13 protein-coding genes are annotated in these 18,960 nt (G+C 70.3%); 7 read left to right on the top strand and 6 right to left on the bottom strand.

The features are described from left to right. Nucleotide 1: 1 nt before the first annotated feature. Nucleotides 2-2,386 carry an FxSxx-COOH system tetratricopeptide repeat protein gene (fxsT, locus tag Ato02nite_RS18005; protein WP_213007691.1) on the bottom strand — a complete coding sequence of 795 codons (2,385 nt, stop codon included), beginning with the start codon at nucleotides 2,384-2,386 and terminating at the stop codon, nucleotides 2-4. Between the two features lie 64 nt (nucleotides 2,387-2,450). Between fxsT and Ato02nite_RS18000 the strand changes: the two genes are divergently transcribed. Next, nucleotides 2,451-3,269 carry an SDR family oxidoreductase gene (locus Ato02nite_RS18000; protein WP_213007690.1) on the top strand — a complete coding sequence of 273 codons (819 nt, stop codon included), beginning with the start codon at nucleotides 2,451-2,453 and terminating at the stop codon, nucleotides 3,267-3,269. Here Ato02nite_RS18000 and Ato02nite_RS17995 read toward each other — a convergent pair. Both Ato02nite_RS17995 and Ato02nite_RS17990 read right to left on the bottom strand, forming a co-directional pair. Continuing rightward, nucleotides 3,243-5,327 carry a bifunctional SulP family inorganic anion transporter/carbonic anhydrase gene (locus tag Ato02nite_RS17995; RefSeq protein ID WP_213007689.1) on the bottom strand — a complete coding sequence of 695 codons (2,085 nt, stop codon included), beginning with the start codon at nucleotides 5,325-5,327 and terminating at the stop codon, nucleotides 3,243-3,245. The genes Ato02nite_RS18000 and Ato02nite_RS17995 overlap by 27 nt on opposite strands. Before the next feature lie 93 nt (nucleotides 5,328-5,420). Then, a complete protein-coding gene (locus Ato02nite_RS17990) occupies nucleotides 5,421-6,494 on the bottom strand; it encodes an NAD-dependent epimerase/dehydratase family protein (protein WP_213007688.1) in 1,074 nt (357 codons plus the stop codon). Between the two features lie 194 nt (nucleotides 6,495-6,688). Here Ato02nite_RS17990 and Ato02nite_RS17985 point away from each other — a divergent pair, with 194 nt between their 5' ends. The 4 genes from Ato02nite_RS17985 to Ato02nite_RS17970 are packed head-to-tail and all read left to right on the top strand — an operon-like array spanning nucleotide 6,689 to nucleotide 13,922. Further along, nucleotides 6,689-9,268, top strand: a complete 2,580-nt coding sequence (locus tag Ato02nite_RS17985) for a carboxylate--amine ligase/circularly permuted type 2 ATP-grasp protein (protein WP_213007687.1) — start codon at nucleotides 6,689-6,691, stop codon at nucleotides 9,266-9,268. 35 nt (nucleotides 9,269-9,303) lie between these two features. After that, complete coding sequence (locus Ato02nite_RS17980) at nucleotides 9,304-11,076, top strand: N-acetylglutaminylglutamine amidotransferase (RefSeq protein ID WP_213007686.1); 1,773 nt, start codon at nucleotides 9,304-9,306, stop codon at nucleotides 11,074-11,076. 30 nt (nucleotides 11,077-11,106) lie between these two features. Further along, entirely contained in the window at nucleotides 11,107-12,864 is a 1,758-nt protein-coding gene (locus tag Ato02nite_RS17975; RefSeq protein ID WP_213007685.1) for a S9 family peptidase, read from the top strand. Beyond that, on the top strand, nucleotides 12,861-13,922 hold the full coding sequence (locus tag Ato02nite_RS17970; RefSeq protein ID WP_213007684.1) for a winged helix DNA-binding domain-containing protein: 1,062 nt from the start codon (nucleotides 12,861-12,863) through the stop codon (nucleotides 13,920-13,922). Before Ato02nite_RS17975 ends, Ato02nite_RS17970 begins: the two co-directional genes overlap by 4 nt. A gap of 308 nt (nucleotides 13,923-14,230) precedes the next feature. On the opposite strand, the gene Ato02nite_RS53285 is transcribed toward Ato02nite_RS17970, so the two are convergent. After that, a complete protein-coding gene (locus Ato02nite_RS53285) occupies nucleotides 14,231-14,611 on the bottom strand; it encodes a ClpX C4-type zinc finger protein (RefSeq protein ID WP_213007683.1) in 381 nt (126 codons plus the stop codon). A gap of 954 nt (nucleotides 14,612-15,565) precedes the next feature. On the opposite strand from Ato02nite_RS53285, the gene Ato02nite_RS17960 reads away from it, so the two are divergent. Together Ato02nite_RS17960 and Ato02nite_RS17955 are read left to right on the top strand one after the other, a co-directional pair. After that, nucleotides 15,566-17,242, top strand: coding sequence for an alpha/beta fold hydrolase (locus Ato02nite_RS17960; protein ID WP_213007682.1), 1,677 nt, complete (start codon nucleotides 15,566-15,568; stop codon nucleotides 17,240-17,242). A gap of 184 nt (nucleotides 17,243-17,426) precedes the next feature. Further along, complete coding sequence (locus Ato02nite_RS17955) at nucleotides 17,427-17,852, top strand: hypothetical protein (protein ID WP_213007681.1); 426 nt, start codon at nucleotides 17,427-17,429, stop codon at nucleotides 17,850-17,852. Nucleotides 17,853-17,868: 16 nt separating this feature from the next. Here the strand turns inward: Ato02nite_RS17955 and Ato02nite_RS17950 are convergent, their stop codons facing one another. Further along, complete coding sequence (locus Ato02nite_RS17950) at nucleotides 17,869-18,192, bottom strand: lipopolysaccharide assembly protein LapA domain-containing protein (protein WP_213007680.1); 324 nt, start codon at nucleotides 18,190-18,192, stop codon at nucleotides 17,869-17,871. 53 nt (nucleotides 18,193-18,245) lie between these two features. Continuing rightward, complete coding sequence (locus Ato02nite_RS17945; RefSeq protein ID WP_213007679.1) at nucleotides 18,246-18,956, bottom strand: hypothetical protein; 711 nt, start codon at nucleotides 18,954-18,956, stop codon at nucleotides 18,246-18,248. Nucleotides 18,957-18,960: the final 4 nt, after the last annotated feature.

Below are 18,960 nucleotides of genomic sequence, written 5' to 3'. Positions count from 1 at the left end.
GTCACGACGCGAGGAGGCGCATCCGCGACTCCTCGAGCTCACGAGCACGTTCCCGGTTTCCGAGGTCACGGTAGGCGCCGGCGAGGTGCTGCATCGTGGACAGCGTGTCCGGATGGCTATCGCCGAGCAGCCGCCGCCTGCGTTCCAGGGTGTCCTCGTACAGGTCGATGGCGTCTTGGACGTCCCCGAGATGGTGAAGGGCGAACGCGACCCAGGTCACCGAGGTCAGTGTTTGCAGATGGTCGTCACCCAGCACCCGCCTACTCCGAGCGAGCGTGTCCTGATGGAGGTGCAGCGCCCCGGCGAAATCCCTCAATCTCCAGAGTTCCGCGCCGTGATCCGAGGCCGTCGACAGCGTGTTCGGATGATCGTCGCCGCGCAGCCGACGAAGCCGAGCAAGAAGGTCAATACGCATCTCGCGAGACCGTTCGTGCTCGCCCATCTTGCGCAGGCATATTGCCAGTATGTTCATGGTTCTCAAGGTTTCTTGGTCATCATCTCCTCGCAATGCCCGCGACCGGGCGAGCAAGTCCTCGCCTAGCTCAAGGGCCCGTGAGAGCTCATTGACGGAGGTCAGCACACTAACCAGGTCTCCGGTAGCCCGCAGCGTCCGCACGTCATCGGGGCCGAGCCGGGCCGACCGCAGCCGGTAGAAACGCTCGAAGATCGGCACCGCGATCTGCGGATCGCCCCTGGTGTGCAGGTAGGCCGCAATCCGGCCCAGAAGGAGTTCGAACTCCTCCGGCGGAATCCGGTCGAGCGGGCGGGCCGGGTCGGTCACCGCCAGCGCGTGCGGCAGTAACCTGCGCCAGGCCGGCCAGATCGGCGGGTTCATCCACGGGTCGCCCGGCATCGCGCCGTGCACGACTGTCGCGGCGACCGACGGCCAGTCACCTTTGGAACGGGTGCGGGCGCGCAGCAGCATGGCCGGGACCCGGTGCAGGAGCACGCTGTCCGGTTCGGTGCGCAGTAAGCCACGCCGACGCAGAACCCGCAGCAGACCGGCGAGTTTCAGCGAGTTACCGACGACCGCGGGCAGTGGCTCCGGCAGCAGGTCGGGGCGATTGGCCAGCAGGGCTCGTGGCACCGGCTCGGGCGCCAGCCAGGCGATCAAGGTCAGCAGCAGCAACGCCTCCGGGTGGGCGGCGGCCAGCCGGTCGAAGGCGACTGTCCAGGACGCGGCTATCGACCGTGGATAGATCCAGCCCGGCGGCAGCTCGTCGAGCAGATCGGTGCTGCGCTCCTCGATCAAACGCAGATAGGTGGCGAGATCGAGGTCGGACTCGGACAGCAGGCCTACCGCCTGTTCCACCGCCAGCGGCAGGTCTCCCAGCACCCCGGCGAGCCGTTCAGCGTCGACGGCCGACAGGTCGGGCAGGCGGGTGCACAGCATCGCCACCGACTCCGCCCGGCTGAACACGTCCACCTTGACCGGTTCGGCCAGCCCGTCCCAATCAGGGCTGCGGGAAGTGATCAGCACATGCCCCGGGCCGCCGGGAAGAAACTGCCGGAGATCCTGCGGGCTTTCGGCGTTGTCGAAGATCAGCAACCAGCGGTCGCGATGGAGCAGAGTGCCCAGCAACTGGGCCGGCGAGGACCCGGCCGGGAGCCCGAGCGCCCGGGCCAGGGTGGCCAGCTGGTCGGGGATCAGCGATGGGTCCTCGGAGGACACCCACCACACGACGTCGTAGTCACTGGCGTGCCGGTGGGCGTACTCAATCGCGGTCGTTGTTTTTCCTACTCCGCCCATGCCCTGAATGGCCTGCACGACGGCCGGGCCTCCGCCGGTCAGCGCCGATTCCAGCCGAGCCAGCAGCTCCCCGCGGCCGGTGAAGCGGGACGGCCGGGCCGGAACGTTCCAGATGCCGCCGACCGGCATGGCCGCCGACCGCGAGCGCGGCAGCTCGCTCAGCGCCTGCAGGATCGCCGTCTCCAGCTCCTGCGGGGTGGACACCTCCCGCACCACGACGCCGCTCTCGGTGAGCCGGGACCGGAACGCCTCCTGGCGGTCGCCGAACTCGCGGTCCACCAGCAATTCGCGGGAACCCTCGGTCTTCTCCGAGAGCAAGAACACCAGGCGGTGCAGGCCCAGCTCGGTGGCGGTGGCGAACTCCAGCTCGGTGTAGGAATGCTCGGGCTCGTCGCGGACCGGGGAGCCGTAGCGGAAGCCGGCGATCAGCACGTAGACGTCGGCCTCGGCGACCTTGTCCCGGCAGACCTGGGCCGGCTTGTCGTCGCGGGCCGCGAAGTAGGCCATGTCGGAGACGGCGTCGCCGGCCCGGTTGACCGCGGACTCGGCGGCCGCCACGAAGGATCGGGTGGCCGGCAGGCGGCGCAGCTCACCCGTGTGCGACAGGAAGACGGTGCGGGGCGTCGATCTCGCCACGCGAACCAGCCTACGAAGTGTGTTCCAGGAACACACCACCCGAACGGGGGCGTAGAAAGGAGCAATGGGAAAGATCGCGATTTCAGGAGCTACCGGGCGGCTTGGAGGCCGGGTGGCTCGGCTCATCGGTGGAAGTCCGCGGCTGCTGGTCCGCGACGCGGGCCGGGCGCCGGAGGGCGCCGACGTCGCGTTGGCCGACTACGCCGACGGCGACTCGGTCCGAAAAGCCCTCAACGAGGTCGACACCGTGTTGATGGTGTCGGCGGCGGAGACGCTGGACCGGGTGGCACAGCACCGCAGCTTCGTCGACGCGGCCGTGGCGGCCGGTGTGCGACACCTGGTCTACACGTCGTTCGCGGGGGCCTCGCCGGACGCGACGTTCACGCTGGCCCGCGACCACTGGCACACCGAGCAGCACATTCGCGACAGCGGCCTCGCCTTCACCTTTCTGCGGGACAACCTCTACGCCGACTTCCTGCCGTTCCTGGTCGGCGAGGACGGCGTGATCCGCGGGCCGGCCGGGGACGGGCGGGCGGCCGTCGTCGCACAGGACGACATCGCGGACGCCCTGGTGGCGGTGCTGCGGGAGCCGTCGCCGCACGCCGGGAAGACGTACGAGATGACCGGGCCGGAAGCGCTCAGCCTGGCCGAGGTGGCCGCGACGATCGCGGAGGTGACCGGCAAGCCGGTCACCTTCCACGACGAAACCCTCGACGAGGCGTACGCCTCCCGGAAGCAGTTCGCGGCGCCGGACTGGCAGGTCGACGCCTGGGTCAGCACCTACACCGCGATCGCGGCCGGCGAGTTGGCCCGGGTCTCGGACGACGTCCGGACGCTGACCGGGCACCCGGCCACCTCACTGCGCGACCTGCTGCAGGCCTGAACTCTCCACCGCGTACATCTTCGCCTCGGCCAGGTCGAAGTAGAGGCCGGTGAGGGTGAGCCGGCCGGCCGCCTCCGCCTCCCGCACCGCGGGGTAGGTGCGCAGGTTGGCCAGCTGGCGGGTCACGTTGGTGGTGACGCAGCGGGTTTCGTCGGTCTCGCCGGTGAAGTCGTTGGCCGACCCGGTCAGCCAGCGGCCCAGGTCGCCGGTGTTGCCGCCGGCCATCATCGCGCGCACCGCGCCGCAGCCGGAGTGGCCGCAGACGGTGATCGTGCGGACGCCGAGCACCCCTACGGCGTACTCGATGGCGGCGCCCACCGACGAGTCGGGGCCGCCGTAGGGCGGCACGACGTTGCCGATGTTGCGGACGCAGAACAGGTCGCCGGGGCCGCTCGTGGTGATCAGGTTGGGCACCACGCGGGAGTCGGCGCAGGTGATGAAGAGCTGTTCGGGCTGCTGGCCGTCGCGGGCCAGGCCGGCCAGGTGCGGCTGGACGAGCGGGGCGACGCTGCGTTCGAACTCGTGGATGCCGGCCGCCATCGCGTTGCGCCGCTGCCGGTCCAGGTTCTGCCACTGCGACCAGGAGCCGAAGCGGCGCGGTGTGCTCTTGCCGGCGCCGAGGCGCCCGCGCGTCGCGCGGCCGAACCAGCCGTCGTGGGTTTCTCTGACGTCGACGGTGCCGCCGCTTTTTTCGTACGCCTCCCGCCAGTCCTCGATCACCTGGAAAGCGCCGTGGTCCAGGTAGTCCAGGTGCAGCTCGACGGTCACGTGCTGCCCGGCCGGCAGGGTGGCCAGGGCACGGGCGACCCGGCCGGAGCCGACGAAGGCCAGGGTCCCGCTGATCGTGACGGTCGAGCCGTCGGTGCGGATCTCGCAACGGGCCAGCCGCCACAGCATCAGAAGCACCGCGCAGGCCATCCCGGCCGCGACCCCGGTGAGCAGGTCGGTGGCGACCACCCCGCCGGCGGTGACCAGATAGGTGGGCAGTTCCCGGTGCCGGGCGTAGGTGCGGATCTGGGCCAGGCTGATCAGCCGCAACCCGACCACGACCAGCACGGCGGCGAGTACGGCGAGCGGGATGGCCTCCAGCAGCCCGGCGCAGAGCAGCACGACCACGGCGATCCAGACGCCGTGCAGGACCGCCGAGGCGCGGGTGCGGGCGCCGGCCGCGACGTTGGCCGAGCTGCGCACGATGACGCCGGTGACGGGCAGGCCGCCGAGCAGGCCGGAGATCGTGTTGCCGCAGCCCTGGGCGACCAGTTCGCGGTTGAGGCCGGCGCGCGGGCCGTCGTGCATCCGGTCGACGGCGACCGCGGAGAGCAGCGATTCGACGCTGGCGACCAGGGCGATGGTGACGACGGCGAGGCCGATCTCCCAGATCGGGGCGTCCGGCCAGACCGGCCGGGTCAGGGCGGACAGCGGCGCGTCGGGCAGGTCGACCCGTTCCACGTCGGCGCCGATCGCGGCGGCGACCGCGGTCACCACGACCACCGCGACCAGCGCGGCGGGGATCATCGCCAACTTCTTCAGACGAGGCCACAGCAGGAGTACGGCGATGGTGGCCACGCCCAGCACCATCGAGACGCCGTGGTGGCCGGCGATCTGGGCGGGCAGGTCGCGCAGGTTGCGCCAGGCCGAGCTCTGGGCGTCGCCACCGAGCAGCACGTGCACCTGACTGAGCGCGATGACCAGGCCGATCCCGGCGAGCATGCCGTGCACGACGGCGGGTGACAGGGCCAGGGCGGCGCGGCCGAGGCGGGAGGCGCCGAGCGCGATCTGGACCAGGCCGGCGACGGCGACGATCGCGGCGGTGCCGGCCAGGCCGTACGCGGCGATGGTGCCGGCCACTATCACGGTGAGGCCGGCGGCGGGCCCGCTGACCTGTAATGGGGCTCCGCCGAGCGCGCCGACGACGACGCCACCGACGACGGCGGCTATGAGGCCCGCGAGAAGCGGAGCCCCCGATGCTGCCGCGATACCAAGGGACAGCGGGATCGCGATGAGAAACACCACGATCGACGCGGGAAGGTCATGTCGTAAAACCCTCATGACGGACATGTCCGAAAAGTAACTAAGAAGGGTTAACTCGGCGTTACGCCGCGTGGTTCTTCAGGTAAGGCACAGCAAACTGCCGCCGGTTACCCAGCCGGCTCAGGCTTTCCACAGCTCCTGGTTGGCCTCGTACATCTCGCGCAGGATCGCCGGCACGTCGTAGGTCAGCTTCCAGTCGGGGTAGTGCGTCTGGAAACGGGCCAGGCCGCTGATCCACCACTGGTGGTCGCCGACCCGGTTCTCCTCGACGTAGTCGGTGCGGGCCTCGATCCCGGTGATCTCGCTGGCCAGCTGGAACGCCTCGATGACCGAGCAGTTCGAATAACGACCGCCGCCCATGTTGTAGACCTCGGCGATCCGCGGCGCCCGGTGGAACGCCTCGAACGCCGACACCAGGTCACTCGAGTGGATGGCGTCGCGGACCTGCTTACCCTTGTAGCCGTAGATGTGGTACTGCCGCTGCTCCATGACGCACCGCATGACGTACGCCAGGAAGCCGTGCAGTTCCGCCGCGGAGTGACCCGGTCCGGTGAGCGTGCCGCCACGGAAGACCGCGGTGGGCATGTCGAAGTACCGGCCGTACTCCTGCACCATCACGTCGGCGGCGACCTTGCTGGCGCCGAACACCGAGTGCAGGCTCTGGTCGATCGACATGGTCTCGTCGATGCCGTCGTACCACTGGTGGTCCTCGGGCAGCTCCCAGCGGGTCTCCTGCTCGATCAGCGGCAGCGAGTTGGGCAGATCGCCGTAGACCTTGTTGGTCGAGGTGAAGATGAACGGCGCCGTCGGCACGTGCCGGCGGACCGCCTCGAGCATGTTGAGGGTGCCGACCGCGTTCACGTCGAAGTCGGTGAACGGCTCGCGGGCGGCCCAGTCGTGCGACGGCTGCGCGGCGCAGTGGATGACCAGCCCGACGTTCTTGCCGAGCGCCGCGAAGAGCTTGGCCAGGCCGTCGCGGTCGCGGATGTCGATGTCGTGGTGGGTGTACCGTTCACCGACCTCTTTTCTCAGGCGGTCGAGGTTCCACTTGGTGGAACCGTCCTTGCCGAAGAAATAGCCCCGCATGTCGTTGTCGACGCCGACCACGTCCATGCCGAGACCGGCGAAGTGCCGGACCGACTCGGAGCCGATGAGCCCCGCCGAGCCGGTGACCACGACCACACTGCTGCTCATCAAGACCTCCACGACGGGCTGTGTCGGAACGGCCCGAGGTTACAGGGTGTGCGCAGTGCCCTGGGTCGCCGGGCGCTGTGTCGCCGGCGTCATGCTTTGTTCGAGCGTGAAATGGGCACGTGACCTAATCGGCACATCCGATGGCGAGGCTCCCGGGACAGGGGCAGTCATCAACACGGACATAGGCGGTCTACATGACGGAGTCTCTCCCGGTCGCGACGGACGAAGCCGCCGCGGCTCAGGACCTCACGCTCGGCGTCGAGGAAGAGCTGCACGTCGTCGACCTGGCCACCCGCGAGCTCGTGCCGCGCGCTCCCGAGGTGCTGGCCCGGCTCGACCCGGAGCATTTCTCGGCCGAGCTGCACCGGTCGGTGGTGGAGACGAACACCCCGGTGGCCTCGACGCTGGACGACCTGCGGGAGGGAATAGTCGAGCGACGGCGGGCCGCGATCGCGGTCGCCGAGTCCCTCGGGCTGGGTCTGGCCGCCACCGGCACGGTTCCGCTGGTCGACCTGGAGTCACTCCCCGTGACACCCACGTCGCGGTACCGGCGGATGCTCGACGACTACCAGCTGCTCGCCCGGGAACAGCTGATCTGCGGGGCCCAGGTGCACGTCGGCGTGCCCGACCGGGACGAGGCGGTGGCGGTCGCGCAGCGGGTCACCCCGGTGCTGCCCGTGCTGCTCGCCATCTCGGCCAGCTCGCCGTACTGGATGGGTGAGGACTCCGGTTACGCGAGCACCCGGTCGCTGGTGTGGATGCGCTGGCCGACCGCCGGTGACCCGGGCGTGCTGAACTCGGCCGCCGAGCACGACGCCCTGGTGAACGACCTGATCACGTCGGGCACGATCACCGACCCGAAGATGGTCTATTTCGACGTGCGGCCGTCCGCGCACCTGCCGACCGTGGAGCTGCGGGTCACCGACTCCTCGCCGGACGCCGACACCGTGGTGCTGCTGGCCGGCCTGTTCCGGGCCCTGGTTCTGCGCGCCCGCGACGAGCACCGGGCCGGGCGTCCGCTTCCGCCGAACCGCGCCCCGCTGCACCGGGCCGCGATGTGGCGGGCCGCCCGCTCCGGACTCGAGGGCGAACTGCTCGACCTGCCCCGCTCGCCGGCTCCGGTCCCGGCCGCCGCCGCCGTCGAACGCCTGGTCGGCGAGCTGCGCCCGCAGCTGGAGGAGCTCGGCGACTGGGAGCAGGTCTTCGACCTCTCGGTGCGGACGCTCAGCCGGGGCAGCTCGGCCGCCCGCCAGCGCCGGGCCATGGCCCGGCGCGGCCGCATCTCCGACGTGGTCGACCTGGTGGTCGCGGACACCCGGGGCGGTGCCACCGGCATCGGACCGGAGGGCCAGTCGGTGCCGGCCGGCCTCGTTCCGTACGCGACGATCGGCGACGAGGCGTTCCCGGGCGGCGACGTGGCCACGCCGTACGCCGGAATCTTCAATGTTCTCAGTGCCCTCGGGTCGGCCGGCCTGCGCCGCCGCGAGGACGCTCGGGACGACGAGCAGCGCGCCCGCGGCATCACGTTCAGCGTGGCCGGCGAGGCGGCGACCCGGCTGTTCCCGTTCGACCTGGTGCCGCGGATCGTGCCGGCCGACGACTGGGCCCGGCTCAGCATCGGGCTGGTGCAGCGGGTGCGGGCGCTCGACCGGTTCGTCACCGACGTGTACGGCGAGCGCGCCGTGGTCCGCGACGGCATCGTGCCGGAGTGGGTGATCGACGGATCGCCGGAGCTGCGACCCAGCGGCGCCCTGGTCGCCCACGACGGCGTGCGAGCCCAGGTGGCCGGCGTCGACCTGGTGCGGGACGTGGACGGCGACTGGTGCGTGCTGGAGGACAACCTCCGGGTGCCGTCCGGCATCGCGTACGCCATGCAGAACCGCCGGCTGACCGAGAGCGTCCTGCCCGAGCTGCCGATGCCGGAGGACCTGCTCTCCGTCGAGGGCACGCCGCGGCTGCTGCTGACGGCGCTGCGCGACTCGGCCCGGCCGGCGGCCGGCGACGACCCGGCGATCGTGGTGCTCAGCCAGGGCCCGGACGACTCGGCCTGGTTCGAGCACCGGATGCTGGCCGAGGAGATGGGCGTGCCGGTGGTGCGCAGCACCGAGCTGTTCGTCGAGGGGACCCGGGTCTTCCGGCTGCGCAACGGCAAGCGCTACCCGGTCGACGTGATCTATCTGCGCATGGGTGAGGACAGCCTGGTGCACTCGCCGGGCGCGGACGGCATGCCGCTCGGCCCGAGCCTGATCGCCGCGCTGCACGCGGACACCGTCACCCTGGCCAACGCGCTGGGCAACGGCATCGGCGACGACAAGGCCGTCTACGCGTACGTGCCCAAGCTGATCGAGTACTACCTCGGCGAGAAGCCGCTGCTCGCGGACGTGCCGACCTACCTGTGCGGGATCCGGGAGCAGCGCGAGGAGGTGCTCGGGCGCCTCGACGAGCTGGTCTGCAAGCCGGTCGACGGGTACGGCGGCGACCGGATCGTGATCGGCCCGCACGCCACCGCCGAGGAGCTCGCGGCCGTGCGCCGGCAGATCGTCACCGCCCCGCACCGCTGGGTCGCCCAGGAGGTCGTCGGGCTGTCCACCAGCCCGGTCTTCGACGGCCACCAGCTCGCGGCCCGGCACGTGGACCTGCGCGCCTTCGTCTTCAGCGGCACCGAGTCGGTGGTGGCGCCGGCCGCCCTCACCCGGGTCGCGCCGGCCGGCAGCATGATCGTCAACTCCTCCCGTGGAGGTGGTTCGAAGGACACCTGGCTGCTCGGGGCGTAACAGGATGGAAATCGAGTGGGAGGAGATTGGCACCGATGTGCGGGATCGCCGGTGAAATTCGGTACGACGGAAACGCCGCGGACGAGGGGGCGATCCGGCGGATGCTGCCGTGCCTCGAGTCACGTGGCCCGGACGGCGAGGGACTCTTCCGCCGCGGCCCGGTCGCCTTCGGCCACCGCCGCCTGAAGATCATCGACCTCTCCGAGGCCGGCGGCCAGCCGATGACCGACGACGAACTCGGGCTCACCCTGGTCTTCAACGGCTGCATCTACAACTATCAGCAGCTGCGGACCGAGCTTCAGGGGTACGGCTACCGGTTCTTCTCCACCTCCGACACCGAGGTGATCATCAAGGCGTACCACCGGTGGGGCGCGTCCTGCGTACGCCGCTTCTTGGGAATGTTCGCCTTTGCGATTCTGAACCATGAGACCGGCGAGGTGATGCTGGCCCGGGACCGGCTCGGCATCAAGCCGATGTACCTGGCTTCTTTCGACAAAGGCCTGCGTTTTGCCTCCACGCTGCCGGCGCTGCTCGCGGCCGGGGACGTCGACAAGTCGATCGATCGCGTGGCGCTGCAGCACTACATGACGTTCCACTCGGTCGTGCCGGCGCCGCGGACGATCATCTCCGGGGTCCGCAAGCTGCCGCCGGCCACCGTCCGGGTGATCAGCCGGGACGGGTCCTGGACCGACGAGGTGTACTGGGAGGCGTCACACACCCGGCGCACCGACGTGGCCGACGACGAGTGGCCCGCGCTGATCCACGAGAAGCTCGCGCTCGCCGTGGAGCGGCGGATGGTCGCGGACGTGCCGGTCGGCGTGCTGCTCTCCGGCGGCATCGACTCCAGCTACATCGTGGCGCTGCTGGCCGAGCAGGGTCAGCGCGGCCTCACCACGTTCAGCATCGGGTTCGAGGCGGCCGGTGGGGAGAGCGGCGACGAGTTCGCCTACTCCGACATCGTCGCCAAGCAGTTCGACACCGTGCACCACCAGATCCGGATCGGCCGGGACCGTTTCCTGCCGGCCGTCGACCGGACCGTGGCGGCGATGAGCGAGCCGATGGTTTCGCACGACTGCATCGCGTTCAACCTTTTGAGCGAAGACGTGTCAAAGTCGGTGAAAGTTGTACAGTCGGGGCAGGGAGCGGACGAGATCCTGGCCGGCTACAGCTGGTATCCGCCGCTCGCCCACGTGCGTCGCGACGAAGCCGTCGACGCGTACGCCGAGGAGTTCTTCGACCGCCCGCACGCCGACCTCGCGCAGCAGCTCAACCCCGAGTGGCTGCTCGACGACGACGTGAGCCGCGAGTTCGTCGCGGCGAGTTTCGGCCGCCACGGCGCCGTGACCGCAGTTGACGCAGCGTTGCGTCTCGATTCCCAGGTGATGCTCGTCGACGACCCGGTCAAACGGGTCGACAACATGACCATGGCGTGGGGGCTGGAAGCTCGCGTACCGTTCCTGGATCACGAGTTGGTGGAACTCGCCGCGGCCTGCCCGCCCGAGCTCAAACTGGCTCATGGTGGCAAGGGAGTGCTCAAGCAGGCGGCCCGCGGGGTGGTGCCCGACGAGGTGATCGACCGGACCAAGGGATATTTCCCGGTGCCCGGCATCCGGCACCTCGAAGGACCGATGTACGACAAGGTCCGGGACGCTCTCCTCGCGCCCGCCGCGCGAGAGCGAGGGCTCTTCCGGCCGGAGTACGTGGAACGGCTGCTCGCCGATCCGAACACGCCGCGCACGACGCTCGGCGCCAACCAGCTATGGCAGCTGGCTCTGTTGGAGATGTGGTTGCAGGACAAGGGCATCTGAGGCTTCTGAGGTCTTCTTAGGGGGAACTGCATGACCGGACAGCTCGGCCGGATCGATGTCACCGTACTTCCGGTGAGCTGGACGAAGCCCCTACCGCCCGAGGCCGGTGGCAGCTGGTCACCGGCCCTCTCGCCGGACGGCGAACACTCCGCCTACATCTCCGACCGCGGCGGCCGCCCGCAGATCTGGGTGCAGCCGATCGGTGCCGAGCTGGCCTTCCTGGTCGACACCGGGCCCGAGCCGGTCACCGCCGTGCAGTGGTCCACCGGCGGTGGCTGGCTGGCCTGCCAGCTCGCCCCGGGCGGCGGCCCCCGGCACGAGCTGTGGCTGATCCGGCCGGACGGCTCGGAGTTGCACCAGGTCGCCGGGTTCGGCACCGACGACGCCGACAACGTGCGCTGGCTGCCCGGCCGGTCGCTGCTGGCGGTGACCGAAAATCTGAACACCGGCCTGCTGATCGACCCGGTGCACAACACCCGCTCGGTCGTCGCCAAGGGCTCGCTGACCGCGCTGCTCGACGTGTCGGCGACGCACGCGCTGCTGCGGATCGGCCCGCGCGGCGACCGCCAGATCGTCAGCCGTGACCTGACGACCGGTGCCGACACCCTGGTGGCACTGGGCGAGCAGGCGGTCTACGCGCCGGACGGCTCGGTCTACGCCCGCTCCGAGGCCGGCGAGTTCCCGGCCCTGATCCGGGTCGCGCCGGACGGCGCCGTGAGCGTCGTCGCGGCCGCCGCCCGGGCCGAGGTGGAGGCGTTCACGCTCACCGCCGACGCGTCCGCCGCCGCGGTGCTGTGGAACGTGCGCGGGGGCGAGTCCGAGGTCGAGATCGTCGACCTGCGCGACGGCACCCGGTGCCGGGTCGAGCCGCTGCCCGGCGGCGTGGTGTCCGAGCCGGCCTGGAGCTTCGACGGGTCCGGGCTGGCCTTCACGGCCGAAGGACCGGGGCGGCCGCACGGCGTCTGGGTGTACGAGGACGGCGTGGTGCGGGCCGTTTCCGCCGCGCGCACCGCACCCGGATCGGTGCGGCCGACGCTGGAGGTCTTCGAAGCGCACGACGGACTCGAGCTCAGCGGGTGGCTGTTCCGCCCGGCCGGCGACGGGCCGCACCCCACGGTGCTGTGGTTCCACGGGGGTCCCGAGGCGCAGGAACGGCCGGGTCACTCGCCGCTGTTCCAGTCGCTGGTCGACCTGGGGATCGCGGTCTTCGCGCCGAACGTGCGGGGTTCGTCGGGCTTCGGCAAGAGCTTCGTCAACGCGGACAACGGGGTGCTGCGTTATGCCGGCATCGAGGACGTGCGCTCCTGCGTGCGGCACCTGGTCGGCTCCAACATCTCGGACGAGTCGCATATCGGCATCATGGGCCGGTCTTATGGCGGGTTCTTGACGCTGGCCGCCCTGACCCGCTTCCCCGACCTGTTCGCGGTCGGCATCGACGTGTGCGGCATGTCCAACTTTTCCACGTTTTATCAGCACACGGAACCGTGGATCGCGGCCGCGGCCGTCTCCAAATACGGCGACCCGGTCACCGACGCCGACCTGCTCGCCGACCTCTCCCCGATCACCCGCATCGACCGGCTCCGCGCCCCGTTGATGGTCGTGCACGGCGAGAACGACTCCAACGTGCCGGTGATCGAGGCCGAGCAGGTCGTGGCTGCCCTGGCCGAGCGCGGTGTCCCGCACCGCTACCTGCTCTTCCCCAACGAGGGCCACCAGCTCCTGCACAGCACGTCCCGTGCCGACTACCTGCGCGAAACGGTCTCCTGGCTGAGCGAGCATCTGTTGTGATCCCCGCGCTCACCGACCGAGCGCTCAACCGGGCCACCCTGGCCCGCCAATACCTCCTGGACCGTACGGACGTCCCGGTGCTCGAGGCGATCGAACACCTGGGCGGCATGCAGTCGCAGGCACCGCTGGCCCCGTACGTCGGTCTCTGGTCGCGTTTGTCGGCCTTTGATCCTGCCGTTCTGTCCGAGCTCATGTCCCGCCGCGAAACCGTGCGCACCCACCTGATGCGCACCACCGTCCACCTGGTCAGCGCCCGCGACTGCCTTGACTGGCACACGCTCTTCCAACCTCGCAACGCCGCCGCGATGACCCCGAACACCGCGGGCCTGCCGCCGATCGACCGCACCTCGTTGCGCACGGCCGCCGAACGTCTGCTCCGCGCTTCACCGCGCACCCGCGCCGAGCTGGGCCGGCTGCTCGCGGCTTCCTTTGTGGGCGCCGACCCGGGCGCGCTGGCCTTCGCCGCCGCCCAGGAGGTGGCGATGTGCCAGGTGCCGCCGCGCGGCCTGTGGGGCCGCACCGGCCCCGCCGCGTGGGCGCTGGTCGAAAAATGGCTGGGCGAGGCGCCGCGCAGCACCACCCCGGTGTCCGCGGTGGTGCTGCGCGGCCTCGGCGCCTTCGGCCCCGCGACCATCGCCGACCTGCAGACCTGGTCCGGCCTGACCCGCCTCGGCGAGGTGGTGGGCGCACTCTCACTGCGCACGTTCCGCTCACCGGCCGGCCCTTTGCTGTACGACCTACCCGACGCCCCGCGACCCGACGAGGACACCCCCGCGCCGCCACGGTTCCTTCCCGAGTACGACAACCTCCTGCTGTCGCACCGGGACCGCACCCGTTTCATCCCGTCGCCGCGACGCGTGCCGCTGCCCCCGGGAAACGGCGCGACGATGGGCACCTACCTACTGGACGGCACGTGGCAGGGCACCTGGCGGCTGCGCGGCGAAACCCTGGACGTCGAACCGTTCACCCCGCCCGCCGACCCGGCCCCGCTGCTGGCCGAGGCATCGCGGCTGGCGGCGTTTCTCGGCGGATCGACTGCTCGGCTTCTGCCCACGTGAGCGTGTGCCGCACCCACGCCCTCGGCGGCGAGTCCCCGGTAACCCACGACGCCACGGTCGACGACCCGGCATAGGCGTTCGCCCTGTCCCGGCTGCCCACCTGGGCGTGGGCGTGCTCGACGTCCTCCCCGACGACTGACCACCACCGAGTTGGCCACGTTCCCCCAGGTCCTGCTCGTGCCGATCGTCAACGGCTGCGTGCCCCCTCATCCGGCTCGATCGCCCACCCACTCCTCGACCTGCCATCAGTCACCTACCACGTGGTCCACCAGCCGTCGGCCCCCAGGGTTGCCGCCCTGCTGGAACGCCTACTCCTCACCGGAGAACCGTTCCCACGCGGACTGCCGGGTGATTCCGAGGGCGGCGCCGATGCGCGCCCAGGTCACCTTCCGCTGCCGTAGGAGGGTGACCAGCCGCTGGAGACTGGCCTCGGTCTGCGCCCCCACCGCCGCAACGCGGGGAAGCTGGTCCAGGATCTGCTCATCGGCCATCCCCTCTTCCCAGGCCGACAGCCGCGTGCCCGACTCGACCGGATCCGGCTGCTCGGACCGCAGGGCGTCGTTGCACAGCCCGACGCACTCGTTACAGATGTACACGCCAGGCCCGGCAATCACCTTCTCGACGTCCGAGCTCGGCTTGGCACAGAAGGAACAGCTCAACTGGATGGCCGTGTTCGTCTCACTCGGCATGGCGTCTCCCGGCGATAGCGGCTTGTCAGGCATATCCTGACGCCGTCAGGCTACACCTGACAGAGCTGGAACACCTAACCCCACACCAAGCCGACGGACTTCCCGGCGTAGCGACCACCCCCGATTGATTTCTCATGAAACGGTGCGCATTCCTCACCTGCGGTGACCCGACGTCGGCCACGCCCGATCGGAGGTGCCATGCCGGACGGCGCTGCCGATTCCGGACACCGGGCCACGCCCTGCCGACGGCGGTCGGCGGTCGCCAGCAGCCCCGGGTGATCGCCAGGGCCGGGCCATCCGGTGGCTTTGTTGTTCGCGCGGTTCCGCCCGCCCAGCGTCGTCGCGAACGGCAGCATCGTCCCGAACGGCGGCGTCGTCCCGAACGGCAGCGTCGTCCCCGACAGCGGCGTCCGTTGCCTGGCCTGCAGGAACAGCCGGCATGCAAGCCTCGGGCACTGACCGGGCCGCGGGTTCGGCCCGACCGGACGGCCGCACACACGTCGCCCCTTCCGGCCAGATCAGCGGCGGAACACTCTCGACGTCCTCATGCAGACCAAGCTCCCCGCAGGTGCGGGAACGGCCTCTCGACCGGCACACCCTCCACCCGTGGCGCCGCTTGAGCCCCCAACGCCGGCGCCGCTCATGATCGCGACGAAACTCCGCTTTCCCCGGCCAATAATTCCGCGCTCTCATCGGGTCACGCATAGCGGCAATCTAAGACCTGCTAAAGAACTCCAGCTGCCGCATAAACAGATTGTCTCGCGGTCGGCAGGACACGCGCCAGCAAGCGATCATTAGACTTCAGAGAGGGCGTTAATCAAATCTAATGTACGCCGTGATCAGGGCGACGAGATAACCCCTCACACTCCGTGACACAAGGTGGACGGTGGCTGAGAGAAGCCTGGACGATTTTGGTTACCTCGGTGTGACGCGTCCACCTGTATCAATCTCTGCATGACACGACGCACAGGAACTGTCGCCGGGATCGGGGTGCTCGTCATGGCGGCCGGGGCAGGGCTCGTCGCCCTCGCCCCGCCGGTCGCGGCGAGCGCGGCGCCACCAGCGGTGACGTGGAGCGAATGCGTGGCCTACTCGGACGAGACCCTCGAAGCGATGGGCGTCCGGCCGGAGGAGCTACCCAGGATCCGGGCGCTGCTCGCCCGAACCGACTGCGGCACCGTCCAGGTGCCGCTCGACTACAACCACCCGAACGGCACGAAGATCACGGTTGCGATCAGCCGGCTCCGGGCCGCCGACCAGCGGCACCGGCTGGGCAGCATGGCGGTGAACCCGGGCGGCCCGGGCGGCAGCGGCTACCTCATGCCGCACGAGCTGGCTCTGACCAGCCCTCAGTTCGAAGCGCTCGCCGAAAGGTACGACCTGATCGGGTTCGACCCGCGCGGCGTCGGCTACAGCACCCGGGCCGCCTGCGCGCGCCCGGGCGACGACGTCACACCGCCCGAGATCCCGGCCGGGCCGCTCACCGCGGAGACCGCCAAGAAGATCTACGACTTCCAGGTTCTGCAGAACCGGACCTGCTGGCAGAGCGACCCCACCTTCCTGGGGCAGCTCACCACCGCCAACGTGGCCCGCGACCTCGAGCAGGTGCGCAGGGCGCTCGGGCCGGGGAAGCTCAGCTACTTCGGCGTCTCCTGGGGCACGCTCCTCGGCCAGGTCTACCGCAGCCTCTACCCGCAGTCGGTGGGCCGGATGTGGCTGGACAGCGTGGTCGGCCCGACCGCGAACCGGCTCGACTCGCGCTTCCATGATGTGACCGCGGCCGACGAGGGCAAGATTCCGCGCTGGGCCGCCTGGGCCGCGGAGCGGGACGGGACGTACCACCTCGGCGACACCGTCAAGGAGGTGATCGCCCTGGTCAAGCAGCTGAAGGCGAAGCTGGATGCGGCGCCGATCCAATTCAGCGACCTCGACCAGCCGATCGACGGCAACCTGGCCGCCTTCCTGGCCGTCGCGCCCAGCCCGCTGTGGGCCGAAGCCACGCCCGCGCTGGCGGCGCTGGCCACGGCGAAGACCGGCGATCCGGTGCCGGACGCGCTCCGGCCGATCCTCATCGGCGACGGGCCGCAGGAGCCCACCGAGCCGCCGGCCGATCTTCCCGAGCAGTTCAACGACACCGCCGGGCGGGCGATCCTGTGCAATGACGACACCAGTCCGCACGACTTCCCCACCTTCTGGAAGACGTACCGGAGTTGGCAGCGGGAGTTCCCGATCACCGCGGGCCTGGCGCCCTTCACCCAGATGTGCGCCGGTTGGCCGATCCCCGCGAAGGAACCGTTCCAGCTGCGTCGGTCGAACGGCTCGCTGCAGTTGTCCGGGCACCGGTGGGAGAGCCCGACGCCGTTCCCGTGGATCGCCCAGGTGCAGGCGAAGATCGGCGGCACCGTATTCACGGTCGAGGACGACATTCACGGTTCGGTCGCGCGGGTGCCGGAGTGCACCGAGCACCTCGAGGCGTATTTCCTGACCGGCCGCCCCGACTCCGGCGGCTGTGACGGCGTGACACCACCCGCCGACTCGGCCACCGCGGCCGCGACGGTTGCCGCTGAAACGGCGCCGGTCAGCACCGACTTGGCACCCTCCGGCAACCGGTGGACCTGGCGCCGGCACTGATTCCGTTCCCACCGCGGTGGCCGGCCGAAAGACCGGTCACCGCGGCCTTTCCCCCGAATTCCGCCAACGCCGACAAGGCTTTTTGATATTCATTTTATCGGGCCGCTCCAAAGGAACTCTTAACGCCGAACAGCACTTGGAATGGCTATTGCCGTAATCGCGTGAGGCTGCCATTGTGCGGATCATGCGAGTGAATTCTTTCAGCCACCACCGGTACGGACAGGTCATCGCTGCGGTCGGTCTCACCGTTCTGCTCGGCCTCGCCGCCGGGTGTGGCACATCGGACGACAGCAACGGCGCGAGGATCGGGCCCGCGACCATGACGACGGACGCGCCGGCCCAGGACTGCGGTGCCGCGCAAGCCGAGATCAAGGCGTCGCTGACCGGCATGGGCGCGGTGACCTCGGTCGACGTGCCGACCTGCGACAAGGCGATCGTGGCCACGTCACTGGGCGCCGATGAGGGCGACCAGGCCGCCAGCCTCTGCCAGAATGCGGCCAGCGAGGCCTCGACCCACGGTGTCGGCTCGGTGAGTGTCGTGTCTGTCGACGGCAAGGAGCTGGCCACCGGCACCGATTCCGAGAACTGCAAGGCCGTCGCCGGAAGCTGACCGCCTGGTCATGCTGTCAGTGGCGTTGGCGGCGGGCCTGACGGCGAAGCTGGATGATGCGGGCGGCACCGACGATCATGGTGGCGATGGCGGTGCCGACGCTTGCCACCAGCAGGGCCAGCGCGAGCGGCAGGTTGCCATGCATCCAGAGGAACGTGACCTCGACGGAGTCGGTGTTCTGCAGCATGAACACGATGAGGAACACCAGCACCACCGCGGCCAGGCAGATGCCGAACCAGGCGGCGCCGGTGCGGGTGTGCCGCGCTGCCGGGGAGTCGGACAGCTCCGTGACGGGCGGTTCAGGGAAGGTTTCGGCGGGCTGGTGAAGATCGTTGGACATGGCATCCCCCTCCGGGGGAAAGGCCGGCGTGGCGGCACCTCAGCAGGGGGGTGTCATCGCTCCCGGGACGTCTCAACCGTACCCCTCCGGTGCCGTCCCACGACGATTGCCGCCGCCGTGGCCACGGTGGCCCAGGCGAGCAGAATCGCCACCATCTGCAGCGCCGCGCGGCCGGTGTCGACGATCAGCGACACCGCCACCGGGTGGCTCGACGGCGGCGCGACCACCCCCACCACCAACAGGAGTGTGACGGGCTGGCACAGAACCGCGGCCGCGGAGACGACCAGCCCGCCCCTGCGCATCAGCCCGCCGATGGCCGCCCCGATGATCGCCCACAGTGGGAAACACACCGAGCTCGCCAGCAGGCACCAGCGCAGCGCGGGCTCGGAGAGCATCGTCGGGTCGGCGGCCACGCTCGGGTACCCGTTGGTGCGCATCGGGCGGATGCCGGCGGCGATCGCCACCGCGCCGGTGACGAGGCCGAGCAGAACACCGGCCAGGGCCGCCCGCCCGATCGTGGCCGGGCGGTACACCCCTGAGCGGGCGACCAGCCAGGCGCCGGCGAGCGCCGCGACGAGCTGCCCGAGCCAATGCCCGGTCGTGTACACGTGCGCCGCCAGGTCGCGGTGGAACTCCAGCCGCTCCGGGTCGGACTGCGGGTCGTAGTAGGCGAAGTACTCGCCGACCGCAACGCTCAGCGGCGTCGCCAGCGCGGTCCACGCGAGCAGGCCGCCGACCACGGCCACCGGAGCCCACCGACGCATGCCG

Origin of the sequence: Paractinoplanes toevensis (assembly GCF_018332695.1) — a bacterium.
Lineage (GTDB): Bacteria > Actinomycetota > Actinomycetes > Mycobacteriales > Micromonosporaceae > Actinoplanes > Actinoplanes toevensis.
The sequence above is the reverse complement of the archived record's forward strand: the minus strand, read 5'-3'. Positions and strand labels throughout refer to the sequence as shown.